Consider the following 17,893-nt stretch of genomic DNA (forward strand, 5'->3'; position numbering starts at 1 on the left):
CGTGACCCTAAACATGAAAGTCTCTGGTTTTAGCCATGCCCAAACGTACTGACATTAAAAAAATTCTGATTATCGGCGCCGGCCCCATCATCATCGGCCAGGGATGCGAGTTTGATTATTCCGGGACCCAGGCCTGCAAGGCATTGAAAGAAGAAGGCTATCAGGTGGTTCTGGTCAACAGTAACCCGGCTACCATCATGACCGATCCGGAAACGGCGGATCGTACTTATATTGAGCCGGTCACTGCCGAAGTCGTCTCCCGTATCATTGAACAGGAGCGGCCCGATGCGATTTTGCCCACACTGGGCGGGCAGACAGGTCTGAATACCGCCGTGGAGGTGGCTAAAACCGGCGTGCTGGAAAAATACGGTGTGGAGATGATCGGGGCCAATCTGGCGTCGATTGGAAAAGCCGAAGACCGGGAACAGTTCCGGACGGCCATGCACCGGATCGGTCTGAAAATTCCGGAAAGCGGTATCGCAACGACCCTGGCGCAGGCGCGCGGGATTGCCCGGCAGATCGGCTACCCGATTATTGTCCGTCCCAGTTTTACCCTCGGCGGTACCGGCGGGGGCATTGTCTATAATCCGGAGGAACTGGAACAGCAGACCAAAGCGGGTATGGATGCCAGTCTCATCGGCCAGGTGATGCTGGAGCAGTCGGTACTGGGCTGGAAGGAATATGAACTGGAGGTGATGCGGGACCGGCATGACAATGTGGTGATTGTCTGTTCCATTGAAAATATGGACCCCATGGGCGTTCATACCGGAGACAGTATTACCGTGGCGCCGGCTCAAACCCTGAGCGATCGGGAGTATCAGCGCATGAGAGATGCCGCCATCGCGATCATGCGGGAAATCGGAGTCGAGACCGGCGGCTCCAATGTCCAGTTTGCCGTCAATCCTGAAAACGGCGAGATGATTGTCGTGGAAATGAATCCCCGGGTATCTCGAAGTTCAGCACTGGCGTCGAAAGCCACGGGCTTTTCTATTGCAAAAATTGCCGCCAAACTGGCTGTGGGCTACACCCTGGATGAAATCCCCAATGATATTACCGGTGAAACTCTGGCCGCATTTGAACCGGCGCTGGATTACTGTGTGGTGAAAATCCCCCGGTGGACATTTGAAAAATTTCCCGAAACACCGGATTACCTCACCACGTCCATGAAATCGGTCGGCGAAATTATGGCCATCGGACGAACCTTCAAGGAGGCGCTGCAGAAGGGCCTGCGATCACTTGAAATCGGCCGTTTTGGCCTGGGCGCGGACGGAAAGGATATCAGCGATATCGAGCAGCGCCGGATCCCGTTATCCGAGATCGAACAGAAACTGGCTTCTCCGAATTCCCAGCGCATTTTTTACCTGCGCCATGCCCTGATTCAGCAGATGCCCATCGAAGAGATTTACGGGCTGACCCGGATTGATCCGTGGTTTTTACATCAGCTCCGGCAGATCGTTGAAATGGAACAGACCATCTCCAACAGCGGCAGCCTGAGTGATGATCTTCTCAAACAGGCCAAGGCTTATGGGTTTTCGGATATTCAGCTGGCACATCTGACCGGCGGCACGGAAGAGCAGATCCGGCAGCGCCGGATGCAGCTGGGTATCCGGCCGGTATACAAACTGGTGGACACCTGTGCGGCGGAATTTGAAGCCGCTACCCCGTATTATTATTCCACGTATGAGACCGAAAATGAGGCGCGGGTAACGGATCGTAAAAAGGTCATGATTCTCGGTGGCGGTCCGAACCGGATCGGCCAGGGGATCGAGTTTGATTACTGCTGCTGTCACGCGTCGTTTGCCCTGCGGGAAGAGGGCATCGAAAGCATCATGGTCAACAGCAATCCGGAAACGGTCAGTACCGATTATGATACATCTGACAAACTGTATTTTGAGCCGCTGACCCGGGAAGATGTGCTGCATATCGTGGAAACCGAAAAGCCCGACGGCGTGATTGTCCAGTTCGGGGGGCAGACGCCGCTGAACCTGGCCGGTCTTCTGGCCGAGGCCGGGGTCCCGATTCTGGGAACTCAGCCCGAAAGCATTGACCGGGCTGAAGACCGGGAACATTTTCAGGCGATGCTCAAAAAACTCGGACTCGTTCAGCCGGCCAACGGCATTGCGCTTTGCGTGGCGGAAGCCGTTTCGGTAGCCGATAAGATCAGCTATCCGGTGATTGTCCGGCCCTCTTATGTGCTGGGCGGAAGAGCCATGAAAATTGTCTATGATCAGGGGGAACTGGAAAATTTTACCCGGCTGGCGCTGCTGGTATCGCCCGGCCATCCGGTACTTATCGATAAATTTCTGGAAGACGCCACGGAAGTGGATGTGGACGCCATTTGCGATGGGACCACCACCATTATCGGTGGCATCATGGAGCATATTGAAGCGGCCGGTGTCCACTCCGGGGATTCGGCCTGCATTCTGCCGCCTTACAGCCTGAGCCACGGGATGTGTATGGAAATTTCACGGGCCACAAAAGCCATGGCAGCCGAACTTGATGTGATCGGCCTGATGAATGTCCAGTACGCGATCAAGGATCACCGGCTGTATATTCTGGAGGTCAATCCCAGAGCCTCCCGAACCGTTCCGTTTGTCAGTAAGGCAACCGGGGTTCCGCTGGCCCGCCTGGCCACCAAAGTGATGCTGGGAAAAACCCTGGAGCAGCTGGGCCTGAGCCGGGAAAAGATTCTGTCGCATGTGGCGGTCAAGGAAGCGGTGATGCCTTTTAACCGGTTTCCGGGGGTGGATACCCTCCTGGGGCCGGAGATGAAATCGACCGGGGAAGTGATGGGGATCGATGCCCAATTCGGGGCGGCCTATGCCAAAGCCCAGCTCGGTGCCGCTCAGAATCTGCCATCTTCAGGGGGCACCGTGTTTATCAGCGTCAAAGATTGTGATAAGAAAAAGGTGATTGCCGCAGTAACTCAGTTCCGGAGCCTGGGATTTAAAATTGTCGCTACAAAGGGGACATCGACATTTTTAAGTTCTCAGGGTATAGTAAACACCATGATCAAAAAGGTTTCGTCCGGACGGCCCCACGTGGTCGATGCCATCAAAAACGGGGACATTGATTTGATCATCAATACGGGAAGCGGCCATGAAACCCGTCGTGACGGGTATATGATCCGCCGGGCGGCCATCCAGTACAATATTCCCTATGTGACCACTACGGCCGGCGCCATGGTCATGTCCACGGCGATTAAAGCCCGGATGGAAAAACCGCTGACCGTAAAACCCATTCAGGAGTACCATCATCATCATGTTTGATCAGGAAAAACCAAGGGAAGCCTGCGGGCTTTTCGGAATTTATGACCACCCGGATGCCGCCAAGCTGACCTATTTCGGGCTGTATGCCCTTCAGCACCGGGGGCAGGAAAGCGCCGGCATTGCCGTGGCGAGGGAAAATAACATCACCGCGCACAAAGGCATGGGGCTTGTCTCCGATGTATTCCACATGGGGCATCTGGGACAGCTTCAGGGCGGAAGCACCATCGGACATGTGCGCTATTCCACCACCGGCAGTTCCATTCTGTCCAATGCCCAGCCGTTTGAGGCCCACCACAGAAACAAATCCTATGCCGTCGCTCATAACGGAAATCTGGTCAATGCCCATACCCTGAAACAGGAGCTTGAGGAAACCGGGTCTATTTTTCAGACGACCATCGACAGTGAGGTGTTTCTTCATCTGTTTGTCAAAAATTTGAAATTCGGTCTGGAAAAGGCCCTCGTGAACACGGCCTCTCAGTTGAAGGGAGCGTTTTCGTTTCTGGTTCTCACCAGTGAAGGAGAGCTCATCGGGATGAAGGACCCCAACGGATTCCGTCCGCTGTGCCTCGGCAAATTAAATGGTCACTATATTCTGGCTTCGGAAACCTGCGCCCTGGATCTGGTTCAGGCAGACTTCGTCCGGGAGCTTGAGCCTGGTGAAATCGTGATCATCGGAAAGGACGGGATACGGAGTATCCGCCTGCCAAATACTGCCAAAAAGTCATTCTGTATTTTTGAATTCATCTATTTTGCCCGGCCCGACAGCACGATATTCGGACAGAACGTGTATCTGACCCGAAAGGCGCATGGCAGGCGGCTGGCGCAGGAAGCGCCGGTGAATGCCGATCTGGTCATGCCGTTTCCGGATTCGGGGACTTATGCCGCGCTGGGGTATTCGGAAGAATCCGGGATTCCCTTTGAAATGGGAATGATCCGAAATCACTATGTGGGCAGGACTTTTATTCAGCCGACCCAGCACATGCGCGAATTCGGCGTTCGGGTTAAGTTAAATCCGGTCAAGGAGCTGCTCAGGGGAAAGGATATCATCATCATCGAGGATTCCATTATCCGCGGTACAACGGTTCGAACCCGGGTCAAGGCCCTTCGCGAATTAGGCGTCCGGAAAGTGCATATGCGCGTCAGCGGACCGCCGCACCGGTTTCCGTGCCATTACGGCATTGATTTTTCCACCAAGGGGGAGCTGATTGCCGCCAGCAAGACAGAGGAAGAACTCACCCGGTTTCTGGGCCTGGATTCCCTGCATTATCTGAGCCTGGAAGGGCTGCTGAGTGCCACCGGTATCCCGAATCCGGAGGATCATTTCTGCAAAGCCTGCTTTGACGGAAAATATCCGGTAGCCTTTGATGAATGCCTGAGCAAGAATTGTATGGAGCGGGGGTAGGCAGTCGTGAGTCGAGAGTCGTGCGTCGTGAGGCTCAAGAGTCGTGAGTCACAAGTTGTCGATGGATATATTTTAAGCGGCTGGAAGTTTTCACTGTTTCCAGCCGCTTTTTGTTTTTTACCCGGCCCGAAGGGCCATCCCTCAAGCGAAGCGCCCCTTCAGCGCGAAGCGCGCTCCTCAAGGCCCGAAGGGCCAGTCATTTTTTATATATCGTAGTACAGAAAAAACTCGTGCGGATGGGGTCGTAATTTGACCGGATTGATTTCGGATTTTGTTTTGTATTCAATCCACATATCAATCACGTCCTGGGTAAATACATCCCCTTTTTTCAGAAACGCATTGTCCTCCTTCAGGGCTTGAAGAGCCGCTTCCAGAGACGGCGGTGTTGTCGGTATCACTGACAGCTCTTCGGGGGGGAGGTTGTAGATGTCCTTGTCCATCGGATCGCCCGGATCGATTTTGTTTTCAATGCCGTCGATGACTGCCATCAGGATGGCTGAAAACGCCAGATACCCGTTGCAGGCCGGATCAGGGGTTCTGAATTCAATCCGCTTTGATTTCGGTGAAGATGAATACATGGGAAGCCGTATGGCCGCACTGCGGTTCCGGCCCGAATAAGCCAGGTTGACCGGGGCTTCAAAGCCGGGGACAAGGCGTTTGTAGGAATTGGTGGTCGGGTTGGTAAAGGCGCACAGGGCCTTGCAGTGTTTCAGGATGCCGCCGATCCCGTAGAGGGCTTCCTGGGAAATCCCTGCGTATTTATTTCCGGCAAACAGGGGATAGCCATCTTTCCAGATGCTGATATGGATGTGCATGCCGCTGCCGTTGTCGTCAAAGATCGGTTTCGGCATAAAGGTTACGGTCCGGTTGTGGCGTGTGGCGACATTTTTCAATACATATTTAAACCACATGAGCTGGTCGCCCATCAACACCAGCGGTTTAAAACGTATGTCGATTTCCGATGAGCCGGCCGTAGAGACTTCGTGATGTTGACATTCCACATCGATGCCCAGATCCTGAAGGGTCAGCATCATTTCAGTCCGGAGATCCTGAAATTTGTCCATCGGGGGGACCGGAAAATAGCCTTCCTTATATCGGGTCTTGTACCCCAGGTTCGGGGATTCCTGCCGGCCGCTGTTCCAGATGCCTTCGACAGAATCGATCTCATAGAAACAGCCGTTTTGCCGGGACTCGAACCGGACGTCGTCAAAGATGAAAAATTCGGCTTCCGGACCGATATATGCGGTATCACCAATGCCGCTGTTGAGCAGAAACCGTTCGGCTTTTCGGGCAATATAGCGGGGATCCCGGGAATAGGGTTCCATGGTGATGGGGGTGGCAATGTCACCGATGAGAACCAGGGTGGGGACTTCAAAAAACGGATCCATTCTGGCCGTGGACGGATCCGGTATCACGATCATGTCGCTGGCATGAATCGGTTGCCAGCCCCGGATGCTGGATGCGTCAAAACCGAATCCTTCTTCCATGCTCGATTCGGTCAGTTCACTGATCGGGACGGTAAAATGCTGCCAGACTCCCGGTAAATCCAGAAATCGTATATCCACGACTTTGGCGCCGTGAGTGCGGGCCATTTCAAGTACTTGTTCAGGCGTCATATCATTATACTCCTTAAGATTAAATCAACTGCCCTTTTTTTGCTACAGAGAGCACAGCGTTCGCAGAAAATCAGAGCTTGAAACACTGAATGCCGTTGAACGCAGGGGCATCAGGCCCGTTTCAATTCGAGTGAGTTGCATGTCCGTCCGCAACAGAGGTTTTAAAACATTACCTTGAGTGCATGACATCGGGCTCGGTACAGTTACTGAAAATTAATGCTTATATAACAAAATCCCCCGTTTAAAAAGGGGGGATTTGTGAATGTTTTCAGAAAAAACGAAAATTGCGCAGGCGGCTATATGGCATCTTTGCCTTTTTCTCCGGTACGCACCCGAATGACCTCTTCAACCGGTGTTACAAAAATCTTTCCGTCTCCCAGTTTGCCTGTTTTCGATGCTTTTCGGATCGTTTCGAGAACACGGTCGATCATTTCAGATTCCACAATGATTTCTATTTTTATTTTGGGTATGAAGTCAACGATATACTCAGCTCCCCGATAGATCTCCTTGTGTCCTTTCTGCCGGCCATATCCTTTCACTTCGGTTATAGTCATTCCCTGAATACCGATTTCATTCAGGGCTTCTTTGACATCATCGAGTTTGAACGGTTTGATGATCGCTTCAATTTTTTTCATGAATAAACCTCCTTTGACAGCAGAAAATAAAGTGCGCGGGGTGTGGATATCTGATCAATTCCGGACCCTGATCTTAATTTCCGGCGCAGGTTACAGTGAGCCCGTTTCGGGCAGCACCTTTGCGATTTCGATTTTTATTACCTCCACCTGATCCGGCGCATCGATTTTTTGTCCGTCAAAATCTCTGACATAAAATACATCGACAACCTGATCCACTTTGGTTGCAATTTTGGCGACCCAGACATCGAGTCCGCATCTGAAAAGCGCATCGGTAATTCGGTACAGGAGCCCGGGGAAATCATAGGTAAAGACTTCGATGATAGTAAAAAAACTGGAGCCTTCATTGTCGACGACAATTTTATGCTTTCGTTTGGATGTATAGGGGATGTATCTGCCGTAATCTGCCAGTTTTTCCTGAAGGGCAGTCGACAGATTCAGCTTGCCGGAAAGAACCGACTGCAGATGTTCTTCTGCGCGTTCCCATCGTTCGTTTTCAAATATCAGATCCGGCGGCGGTTTGACCTTAAAAATATCCAGCGCGATATTATTCCGCCAAGTGTATACCTGTACGTCAAGAATATCAAGCTGGTTTAAGGTGAAAACACCCGCGATTTTTGAAAAAAGACCGGGAAAATCTCGGGCGCAGATGGTGACGGTCCGGGTATTGGTTTCTTCGGACCGGCTGATGTCCCATACAAAATCGGCATGTTCCAGACGGCTGTAAAGCTGGATGTGAGTGACAATATCGTTTGCATTGGCGTAGAGCAGATATCGGGGAGCCATAAAATTCAGTAAAGATTCCGCCTTTTTTCTGTCTTCCGGTTCGGTTATCGAATTCAGCACCCGTCCTTTTTTTTCCCGGACGATTTCCACGGCTTCGCTGGATGCCAGTTCCCCTTTTTCCAGAACGTTGAGGACCTTCAGGGAAAAGTTTCTCAGCAGCGATCCGGTCCAGTCATTCCATGCCTTGGGGCCTGTGGACATGGAATCGGCAACGGTCAGCAGGTAAAGCATTTTCAGCCGTTCAATATCCCGGATTTTGCTCGCGCAGTTGATGGCCGTCTCTTCATCGTTTATATCCCGTCGGGTCGCTGTTGTAATCAGTGTCAGATGTTCCCGGACCAGAAATGCCACCGTGTCGATATCGGACGGCGAGAACTTTTTTTTTGCCAGAATCGTCCGAACGAGTTTTGCGCCTGCGTCAGAATGATCCTCTCCGGCAACCCCTTTTCCGATATCATGGAGCAGTGCGGCCCATAGCAGCAGCAGGGGCTTTGACAGCTCTTTGTATACCTGTTCCTGAAATTCGTTTTCAGGCTTTTCCGGCGCAAGGGTAAACTGCTTGACGGCTTTGACGGTCCGAAGGGTGTGTTTGTCCACCGGGTACAGATGATACTCGTCATATTGTATCCGGTTGACAATGGCCCCCATTTCGGGAATGATCTGAACCAGAAGTCCGGTTGTCATCATTTCACTCAAAACGTTGAAGTGTCGAACGGGGGACAGCAGGATATGATTGAATGATTCAACCGCCGACGGGCAGTTTACAATGGTGTCATCGGCAAGATGGGAAAATTCCCTCACCATGCGGATCGCTTCGGCGCTTAACGGAATATTGAGACGAGCACTTTCTTCAAATATCTTCAACAGCAGATCCGGACGGTGCAGAATTTTCAACGGGCTGGCAAAGTGCAGGGTGTTTTTGATGAGGCGAAGATCGCTGTCAGCCGTCCGGCCAATGGAATCCATGGGAAGCCTCCCTATGGGCCGGTAGCCCTGTTCATTGAGAAACAATAAAAATTCATGTTTGAGCCAGTCCATTTTTTCGTGAAGCGTGCCCAGAAAAATTTCAACCGGCATATGGCCATCTTTTTCTTTGATATCGAGGGCCTGGGATATCTTGATCTGAAATTCAAAATACAGCTGGTTGCATACTCTGCCGGAAAGCGCATGCAGGATATTTCTCACGTGCCAGATAAAGGAAAGGGCCTCCGTCAGACAATGATATTCATCGTGAGACATAAACCCCATTGTTTCCAGATCTTCCGGTTGCTTCAGTCCGGATTTGATTTTGGCGATCCACAAAATGGTGTGGTAATCTCTTAATCCGCCCTGGCCATCTTTCAGGTTGGGTTCGAGCAGATACGATGAATCACCGAAATGCTGATGGCGGTCTTCATTGCGCTGAACCAGCGACTGGATGATCCGGTCGGATCCGGGGGTTATAACTTTTTTTCTCAGCTGCATCATCAGCTGATCGTACCATTGCCGGCTTCCGCATACCAGCCGGGCATCCAGCAAAGACGTCAGTACTTCAATGTCCTGACCGGCCAGGCTGAGGCATTCGTTCAAGGTTCGTGTGGCATGGCCGACATCGAGCCCCATATCCCACAGCGGGTACAGCATGTCCCGGATCAGCTGCACGGCCTTGTCAGGAATGCTTCGTTTGAACAGAAACAGAAGATCCACGTCCGAATGGATGCATTGCTCTTTGCGTCCGTAACCTCCCAGTGCAACGATGGCATATGGAAATGCGGATAGGGTTTTGCATCGGGACTGGTTCAGATGAAAACCGGCGCAGAAATATTCATCCAGAACATCGGCATGATGTTTCATAAAATTTACGGCAGTGTAGTTTAAAAAATTTGAAATGAGCAACTGCCGGGTTTCCTTCAGGGTGTTGATGATTGTCTTCATATCGGGTGGGGCCATATCCGTTTTTCCCTCTGGGCAATGGAATTTGAAAGCTTAATATTGATGAATTCGTAAAAAGTGTCCGAACCCGTCATTCCCGCGCAGGCGTGAATTCATAACACACTGAAATATATTGGCTTGTCTTTTCAGTCGAATGACAAACAAGGGCTGAATATGAGTTTTTACAATGTAACCTGCAGCAGCTGCAAGATAAAAAATCAGGTGTCGAATACCTTTTTCCAGATGCGCGTTATGTCTTTTCTGACGTCTGCAAACTGCCCGGCCTCCACCCTGGCCGGTTTTTCCTGAAGGCTGAGCCGGTGAGCCACGGACCGGTAGCTGAGGTATGCCTTCCTGAGAAAGAGGGCCGTGGATGGATCCATAATTTTTGTAGACGCCAGGGTCTGAAGCAGCCGGACATTATCGGTCCATCGTGTCAGTTCAGGATGGTTGCAGGCATTGAGCAGCACCAGGTACTGCACCAGAAATTCGATATCCACCATCCCGCCCGGACCCTGCTTGAGATCGAAGATGTCCGGGTCCGGCACGAGCAGCTCTTTTCCCAATCGGTTTCTCATGTCGATGACGTCTTTTCGAAGGCTGCTTTTGTCCCGGGGTGCGGAAAGGACGGCTTTTCGGATAGATTCGAATCGGGCCGTAAGACGCGGGTCTCCGGTGATGGCCCGTGTCTTGACCAGTGCCTGGTGTTCCCATGCCCACGCTGTTTCAAGCTGATAAGCCTCAAACGATTCAATGTGGCTGACCAGAATGCCGGCACTGCCGCTGGGCCGGAGCCGCATATCGGTTTCATACAAAATACCGGCCTGGGTGTGTGCGGTCAGAATATGGATAAACCGCTGGCCCAGTCGGGCATAAAACGATGTGTTATCTATCGGCCGATCGCCGCCCCGGGTGGCCTGTCCCGGAACTCCCGAATGCAGAAACACCAGATCCAGGTCGGAAGCATACCCGAGTTCGATTCCCCCCAGCTTTCCATAGGCGATAACGGCAAATCCATTTCCGGCGGACTCGTCATCGGGCTGACAGACGGGGCGTCCGTGCTTTTGAATCAGGTGATTCCATGACAGCTCGAGTACCTCGTCGAGAACCGCCTCCGCGATATAAGACAGATGGTCGCTGACTTTCATCAGGGGCAGCGCTTCGGTAATGTCGGCGGCCGCCACCCGCAGCAGGTTGACCTGCTTGAAGATGCGCAGCGTTTCCATCTGATATTCCAGATCATCGGCGGGCACCTGCTTGAGGCGTCGCCTCAGTTCGGACTGAAGCTCCTGTTTTCCGGGAGGTGCATACAGGCTTCGGGGGTCCAGCAGTTCGTCAAGCAGAACCGGGTGCTGCCGCAGGAAAGAGACAATCAGGTGGCTGGCGCCGGCAAGTTTGACAAGATGCACCAATGCCGTCGGATTTTCAAGCAGCAAAGCCAGGTAGCACGTTCTCTGCTCGATGGTTTTGATCAGATCGACGATTTGATTCAACACCGCTTCCGGTTCCCTGACCTTGCCCACCTGCTTCAGGATGAGGGGGACGAGTTTGTCGAGGCGGTCCCTGCCTTCCCGGCTCAGGGAACGGGTGGCGCTGTCATTTTTTAAAAAATCCATCAGCCCCGTAACGACCGTGATATCCGTGAACCCGGCATCGGTCAGAACTTTTTCCCCCGACTCATCTTTGAGCCCGTGGTGCCAGATTCCCGAGAGCCGGATCAGATTCTCCCGGTCCGGATCCTCGGCATTTCCTGAATTTGCGCCCGCAAGAAGTTCGTTGAAATGATGCTGAACCCGGGTGCGATGATGCGAGAGCTGTTTTCCAAACGATTCAAATCCGTCAAATCCCATGGATGCGGCGATCCGTTCCCGGCCAGCCGGATCTGACGGCAGCTTGTGAGTTTGCAGATCCGAAAACTCCTGAAGACGGTGCTCCGTATTTCTAAGAAAAATGTAGGCATCCTGAAGCTCTTCGTAAACCTGGTCCGGAATGTAATGCTCACGGGCAAGAATCTGAAGGACGCTCTGGATGCAAAGGATTTGAAGCTCAGGGGTTACGCCGGCCCGGATCAGCTGGAAAATCTGGCCGAAAAATTCTATTTCCCGGATTCCGCCCGGGCCGAGTTTGATGTTATCTTTCAGGTCTTTTCGTTTGACTTCAAGCGCGATGCTGTGTTTCATGTCCCGGAGTGAATCAAAAGCTCCGAAATCCAGATACCGCCGATAGACAAAGGGCTTTAACCGTTCAAGCAGCCGCTTTCCGGCCGCTTTGTCGCCGGCGGCGACCCTGGCTTTGATCCATGCATACCGCTCCCATTCCCGGCCCTGCCATTGATAATAATCTTCCATGGCTTCAAAGCTCATGGCCAGGGCGCCGCTGTCTCCGTACGGCCGAAGACGCATATCGACTCTGAACATGGGGCCGTCGGCTGTAGTGGTTCCTAAAACAGTGATCAGTTTTCGGCACAGCTTCAGAAAGAACTCATCATTGCTGATCGGCACAGCGCTGCCAGTCGTCTCGCCTGCATCCGGATAGGCAAAGATCAGATCGATGTCCGATGAGAAATTCAGCTCACAGGCACCCAGTTTGCCCATTCCCAGAACCACTAATTGCCCCTGGCTGCCATCGAAGGAAACCGGGGTGCCGTATGTGCGGCACTGCCATTGATACAGGCGCAACAGCGCGTGTTCGATGCAGGCATCGGCAAAGGCCGAAAGATCGCGCATCACTTCATTCAGGTCCGCCCGGCCTGACAGGTCCCGCCAGGCAATACGGGTCATCTCCCGCATGCGGATTTTCCGGAGAACGGTCTGCAGCTGCAGCTGATCATCGACTGTCGAGAGCTTTTCCCGGATCATGTGCGAATAATTGTCGGGTGGATAGACCCGATCAAGGTCGCCGCTGTTGATCAGATCACTGGCAAGTTCGGGAAACCGGGTGCAGCTTTTCGTTACAAAATCACTGAAACAAAACACCCGTTTCAGGGATTCGTTTGATTCGGGATCATCCGGCAGGCAGATTCCTTTTTTATCAACGGCTTCGCAGAATTCTTTCCACTTGGACTGCAGATCCCGGTTCAGTATTTCAGGCAGCGCCGAGGTGGTGACGGTATTTTTCATATATTATACCTTACTGTAGCTGATAACTAAAAACAGACGACAGATGATAGATGACTCTCGACTGAAGACTCACGACTCTTGACTCACGACTCTTGACTGATCTCCAGTTTAGACGTTAAACCGGAAATGGGCAATGTCTCCGTCCTTGACGATGTATGTTTTTCCTTCGAGTCTGACTGTGCCTTTCTTTCTGGCTTCGGCATAAGAACCGGCGTCGATCAGATCATCGTAGAACAGGACTTCGGCACGGATAAATCCTTTTTTGATGTCAGAGTGAATGACTTCGGCTGCATCGAGTGCCGGCAGGTCTTTTTTGATCGTCCAGGCCCTGACCTCGTCTTCGCCGACCGTAAAAAAGGATATCAGTCCCAGCAGCTCATAGGACTGCTTGATGACCCGGTCGGTTGCCGTTTTGCTGATATTGAATTCCTGGAGAAAATCCAGTGCTTCTTCCTCTGTCATCTGGGCCAGCTCATGCTCCAGCTTGCTTTTGATGATCATGCAGGTTTCTTTGGCGGTCAGATCCCCGACATCCGGCAGGTCGTCATTGTCGTCATCGTTGTTGAACAGAATGAGCATGGGTTTTGCGGACAGAAATGCATATCCTCTGAGCAGGTGGGATGAGGCGATATCGGGAAATTTTCTCAGGGGGGTCTCTTGTTCCAGAAGCTGATGACATTCCCTGAGCAGAGACATTTCTTCCGGACTCACGGGTTTTCCCCGTTTTTTATCCAGCTCCACGCGCTCCAGGCGTTTTTCCACGACAACCAGATCCGAGAGAATCAGTTCCTGATCCAGTGCCAATACATCTTTGTACGGTGCGGGTTCCGGCATTCCGTATACGCTGAAGTTCCTGACCACATGAATCAGTGCGTCGCAGTCTCTGACCTGGGTCCATATGCTCAGTTCCCTGTTTTTTTCCTGCTGACTCTGGATGCCCGGAAGAAAGTATTCAACCTGGGCATAGATTGTTTTTTTGGGTTGATACATCCGGCTGAGAATATCCACGCGACTGTCAGGCACCTGGATCGTGCCGATCCGGGTTTCACCCTTATGCGCGGATTCGGAAATGTTTCGTGTCAGCGCTTCAAATACCGTTGTCTTTCCTGACCCGGTGAGGCCAATAATTCCGAGTTTCATCTGGTTATGTCTCCATTTGTTCAGAGCTTGTTATTATGGTCTGGCAGAATTGTCATTAATTGGGTATAAATTCAGGAATATCCGCAGATTTTGTGAAAACCGGGCAATTGACGGTGAGCCGATCGTCACATGCCGAATGAATAACGATGAATTTTCAATTCAGCTATTGAACGATATCTGTCATTATAATCCTAAGATGGATTCATATCATGCTGAGCTGATTTTGCAAGGGAAGCGTTGGCGGTCTCGTAAAGTATAAAATATTTTGCCGCGGATTTACGCGGATAAGCACGGATCTTTATTTGGCTTTTTTTTTCAGTGACGCATGGGGCCTGTCCAGGCTAACAGCCTGAAATAAAATATAATAAACGTAAAATAAAGATCCGCGTAAATCCGCGGCAAATAAATATTTCACCTAATCCTCTGCCGGGGGTTTAACGGATGATGCACTGATTGACCCAGGGGGTGGCAATGGATTTGAAATCCTGCAGCTGACCGTCATTAATACAGACGTTATTATTTTGGAAAAAATCCGGATGCAGGACCGTGTCCGGGTGAAATTTCTGGAGCGCGTAAAGCCGGGCCCCTTGAATCAGTCGGCATATCGTGCGGATATCCTCTTCATCGATGAGCGCAGGAGCGCACGTTGTCCTGAATTCATGCGGCAGACCGGAAGCCAGGATAATTTGAATGCTGGAGAGTATTTTTTCAAAATTGCAGTTTTTTTGAATCAGCCGGCAATACTTTAACGGATCGGTTTTGACATCCATGGCAATGTAATCGATGAGCCGCTTGTCAATCAGCTCCCGAATGACAAGCGGCCGGCTTCCGTTGGTATCGAGCTTGACCGGATAGCCCATCTGCTTGATGTCTTCACATAGCAGAAACAGATCCTCCTGAAGGGTGGGCTCTCCGCCGGAAATCACCACCCCGTCGAGCAGGCCCCGGCGCTTTTCAAGAAATGCATACAGCTGGTTTTTGTCCAGCTCGTCAGGAGAAGCCGTCACGCCGTTTGCCAGCTCCGGATTGTGGCAGAAAGGGCAGTCGAAGTTGCATCCGGAAAGAAAAATCACACAGCTGATTTTACCGGGGTAATCAATCAGCGATGTTTTCTGTAATCCACCTAAACGCATTGTTTTACCTTCAGTCGAGAGTTGTGAGTCAAAAAAAAGTCGTGAGTCTGTTTCAGTCGTGAGTCCGTACTCCGCACCCTACACCCTATACCCTATATTTTACTCATGCGACTTTAAACGTCTTTCGCATGGAAAATTCCGCGCGTTTTCCGTCATTCCATTGTTTGATGGGTCTTAAATAGCCGACCACTCTGGAATAGATTTCAGTCTCCCGGCCGCAATCCGGGCATTTGGGGTGTTCGCCGGCAATATAGCCATGGGACGGGCATACACTGAATGTCGGGGTGAGGGTAAAATAAGGCAGCCGGTAATTGCTGGAGATTTTTTTGATTGCCTGTTTTACCGTTTGCAGATCGGTGACCTGCTCTCCTAAAAAAATATGCAGCACCGTTCCGCCGGTGTATTTGCTCTGAAGCGTATCCTGCAGTGCCAGCGTCTCGAAGATATCATCGGTATAGTTGACCGGAAGCTGAGTCGAATTGGTGTAAAACGGAGCTGCGCCATTGGCAATTTCGCTTTCATTGGCACAGATGATGTCCGGATATTTTTTTTTGTCAAGCATGCACAGACGATAGGACGTTCCTTCCGCCGGGGTGGCTTCAAGGTTGAACATGTCCCCGGTTTTTTCCTGTTCCTCGGAAATCAGATCGCGGATCATGTCCATGGTTTTGATCGCAAAGGCCTGACCGGCGTCCGAAGTGATCGATTCTCCCATAAAATTCAGGCAGGCTTCGTTCATTCCGATAATGCCGATGGTGGAAAAATGGTTTTTCCAGAAAACGCCCGAGGCCTCCCTGATTTCCCGCAGATAGAACTTCGTATACGGATAAAGGTCTTTTTCCGTGAACATTTCCAAGACCTTGCGTTTAATGGTAAGGCTTTCCATCGCCAGAAGAACCATGGTTTTCAATCGGTCAAAAAAATCTTTTTCGGTATGGGATAAATACCCGATTCTAGGAAGATTGATCGTAACCACACCGATCGATCCGGTCAGTGGGTTGGCGCCAAACAGGCCCCCGCCTCGTTTCAACAGTTCCCTGTTATCCAGACGCAGCCGGCAGCACATGGATCGGGCATCTTCCGGGGACATGTCAGAATTGACAAAATTGGAGAAATAGGGGATGCCGTATTTTCCGGTCATGGTCCATATCGGGTCAAGGTTCGGATTGCCCCAGTCAAAGTCCGCGGTGATGTTATAGGTCGGAATCGGGAACGTGAACACGCGGCCCTTTGCATCGCCTTCCATCATGACTTCGGCAAAGGCTTTATTGATCATATCCATCTGGGGTTGAAATTCGCTGTACGTTTCAGCCTGCTCAACGCCGCCGATGATTACCGATTGATCTTTCAGGGTTCCGGGAGCATAAAGATCCATGGTAATGTTGGTAAAGGGCGTCTGGAATCCTACCCGGGTCGGTATGTTGATGTTGAATACAAATTCCTGAATGGCCTGCTTGACATCGGTGTACGTGAGCCGGTCGTAGCGTACAAACGGCGCAAGCAGCGTGTCAAAATTTGAAATCGCCTGAGCGCCGGCAGCCTCCCCCTGAAGCGTATAGAAAAAATTGACAACCTGTCCCAGCGCGGAACGAAGATGTTTCGGGGGGCCGCTTTCGACTTTGCCTTCAACGCCTTTAAATCCGTTTTTCAGCAGGTCCTTTAAATCCCACCCCACACAGTAAACCGACAGCAGGCTCAGATCATGCAGGTGAAAATCTCCGCTGGAATGGGCATCCCGGATTTTTGGGGGATAGATTTTGTTGAGCCAGTATTCGGAGGTGATATCGGAGGAAATATAATTGTTCAGGCCCTGAAGAGAGTAGCACATGTTGCTGTTTTCTTTTATTTTCCAGTCCAGCTTCTGGATGTAATGGTCCACCAGATCCACACTGGCCTTTGTAGTGATCCTCCGGATCTGGGCGTGTTGTTCCCGGTATAAAATATAGGCTTTGGCCGACCTGTAAAAGGGGGAATCCAGAAGAACCCGTTCAACAACGTCCTGTATATCCTCAACTTCCGGAGTGGGGTCGAGCCGAAGTTCGCGAGTCAGGGTCAGCACCCTCAATGTCAGCTTTCGGGCCTCTCTTTCTTTAAATTCTCCGGTTACGTTTCCTGCCTTGGCGATTGCAGTTGTAATTTTGGAAGAATCAAACGCTACAATCCTGCCGTCTCGTTTTTTTATATTCTCAAACACCTGTTAACTCCCTTTTTAATGTAAGATGTAAGTGGTGTGTCAGTTACAAAATTTTTTCGGACATCCGATCGGTTTTTTATGTAAAATTTTTGTTATGTTTGAACGTGTAAAGCTATTCTATTTCCGGATGGACACAGTCTCAGTGTTTGATAGCGGTATGAATTAAAACCGAATATCACTATATATTGATGTGTGTCAACCTGTAAAACCTACATGTAGTGTATCTTGCTGCCCCAATCTGTTTGGAATTATAAAGGAAAACAATGTGGTAGGAATGGCGCTTCGCTGTAAAAAAAAAATATGGGCCGGACAGCATGACCGGCTCGGCAAAAATTAATCGTGTCTGGATTGCGCGGGATTTTTGACGTGGCGCTGAAGGCAGTCACATGACAAGGCGCTTGATTTTTTTCTGCAGGGTTCATAAAACAATAAAACAGCCGGCTTTCTTCTGCATTCATCTGCTCTGTAAAGGAAGCGGTCAAATGGATGAATCGGGCTTTTTTGTGAAGCCCTGGCATGATGGTTCTGTGGGGTCCGTGGGGGGGGCATGCGGTTTAAAAAAAGTCCGGTTTATCGGAAAATTATTTTTCCATGGTATGAATCCGAAAGCTTTTACCTGGTGTTGACGGGATTTATGTGCCTGGTGGTGGCTTTTGGCCTGACAGGTATTTCGGTAGCCCGTGAATATGAT

The 17,893-nt window shown here is 51.0% G+C and carries 9 protein-coding genes; 2 read left to right on the plus strand and 7 right to left on the minus strand.

Annotated elements, in window-relative coordinates:
• Positions 1 to 35 precede the first annotated feature (35 nt).
• Both carB and purF read left to right on the plus strand, forming a co-directional pair.
• Positions 36 to 3,269: a carbamoyl-phosphate synthase large subunit gene (carB, locus tag PHQ97_04155; protein ID MDD4391929.1), complete on the plus strand. Its 3,234-nt coding sequence runs from the start codon at positions 36 to 38 to the stop codon at positions 3,267 to 3,269.
• On the plus strand, positions 3,262 to 4,671 hold the full coding sequence (gene purF / locus PHQ97_04160; GenBank protein ID MDD4391930.1) for an amidophosphoribosyltransferase: 1,410 nt from the start codon (positions 3,262 to 3,264) through the stop codon (positions 4,669 to 4,671). Before carB ends, purF begins: the two co-directional genes overlap by 8 nt.
• A gap of 203 nt (positions 4,672 to 4,874) precedes the next feature.
• Here purF and glnA read toward each other — a convergent pair whose 3' ends face one another.
• The 7 genes from glnA to PHQ97_04195 all read right to left on the minus strand — a co-directional run bounded on the left by glnA (position 4,875) and on the right by PHQ97_04195 (position 17,202).
• Positions 4,875 to 6,287 (minus strand): type I glutamate--ammonia ligase, encoded by a 1,413-nt coding sequence (gene glnA, locus PHQ97_04165; GenBank protein ID MDD4391931.1) that lies wholly within the window; start codon positions 6,285 to 6,287, stop codon positions 4,875 to 4,877.
• A 296-nt stretch (positions 6,288 to 6,583) separates the two neighbouring features.
• Positions 6,584 to 6,922 (minus strand): P-II family nitrogen regulator, encoded by a 339-nt coding sequence (locus PHQ97_04170; GenBank protein ID MDD4391932.1) that lies wholly within the window; start codon positions 6,920 to 6,922, stop codon positions 6,584 to 6,586.
• 90 nt (positions 6,923 to 7,012) lie between these two features.
• Entirely contained in the window at positions 7,013 to 9,634 is a 2,622-nt protein-coding gene (gene glnD, locus PHQ97_04175) for a [protein-PII] uridylyltransferase (GenBank protein ID MDD4391933.1), read from the minus strand.
• Between the two features lie 200 nt (positions 9,635 to 9,834).
• Complete coding sequence (gene glnE / locus PHQ97_04180) at positions 9,835 to 12,735, minus strand: bifunctional [glutamate--ammonia ligase]-adenylyl-L-tyrosine phosphorylase/[glutamate--ammonia-ligase] adenylyltransferase (GenBank protein ID MDD4391934.1); 2,901 nt, start codon at positions 12,733 to 12,735, stop codon at positions 9,835 to 9,837.
• Positions 12,736 to 12,843: 108 nt separating this feature from the next.
• Positions 12,844 to 13,875: a DUF933 domain-containing protein gene (locus tag PHQ97_04185; protein MDD4391935.1), complete on the minus strand. Its 1,032-nt coding sequence runs from the start codon at positions 13,873 to 13,875 to the stop codon at positions 12,844 to 12,846.
• Between the two features lie 434 nt (positions 13,876 to 14,309).
• Positions 14,310 to 15,008: an anaerobic ribonucleoside-triphosphate reductase activating protein gene (locus PHQ97_04190; GenBank protein MDD4391936.1), complete on the minus strand. Its 699-nt coding sequence runs from the start codon at positions 15,006 to 15,008 to the stop codon at positions 14,310 to 14,312.
• Between the two features lie 103 nt (positions 15,009 to 15,111).
• Positions 15,112 to 17,202 carry a ribonucleoside triphosphate reductase gene (locus PHQ97_04195; GenBank protein ID MDD4391937.1) on the minus strand — a complete coding sequence of 697 codons (2,091 nt, stop codon included), beginning with the start codon at positions 17,200 to 17,202 and terminating at the stop codon, positions 15,112 to 15,114.
• Positions 17,203 to 17,893 lie beyond the last annotated feature (691 nt).

This window comes from Desulfobacterales bacterium, assembly GCA_028704555.1.
Lineage (GTDB): Bacteria > Desulfobacterota > Desulfobacteria > Desulfobacterales > JAQWFD01 > JAQWFD01.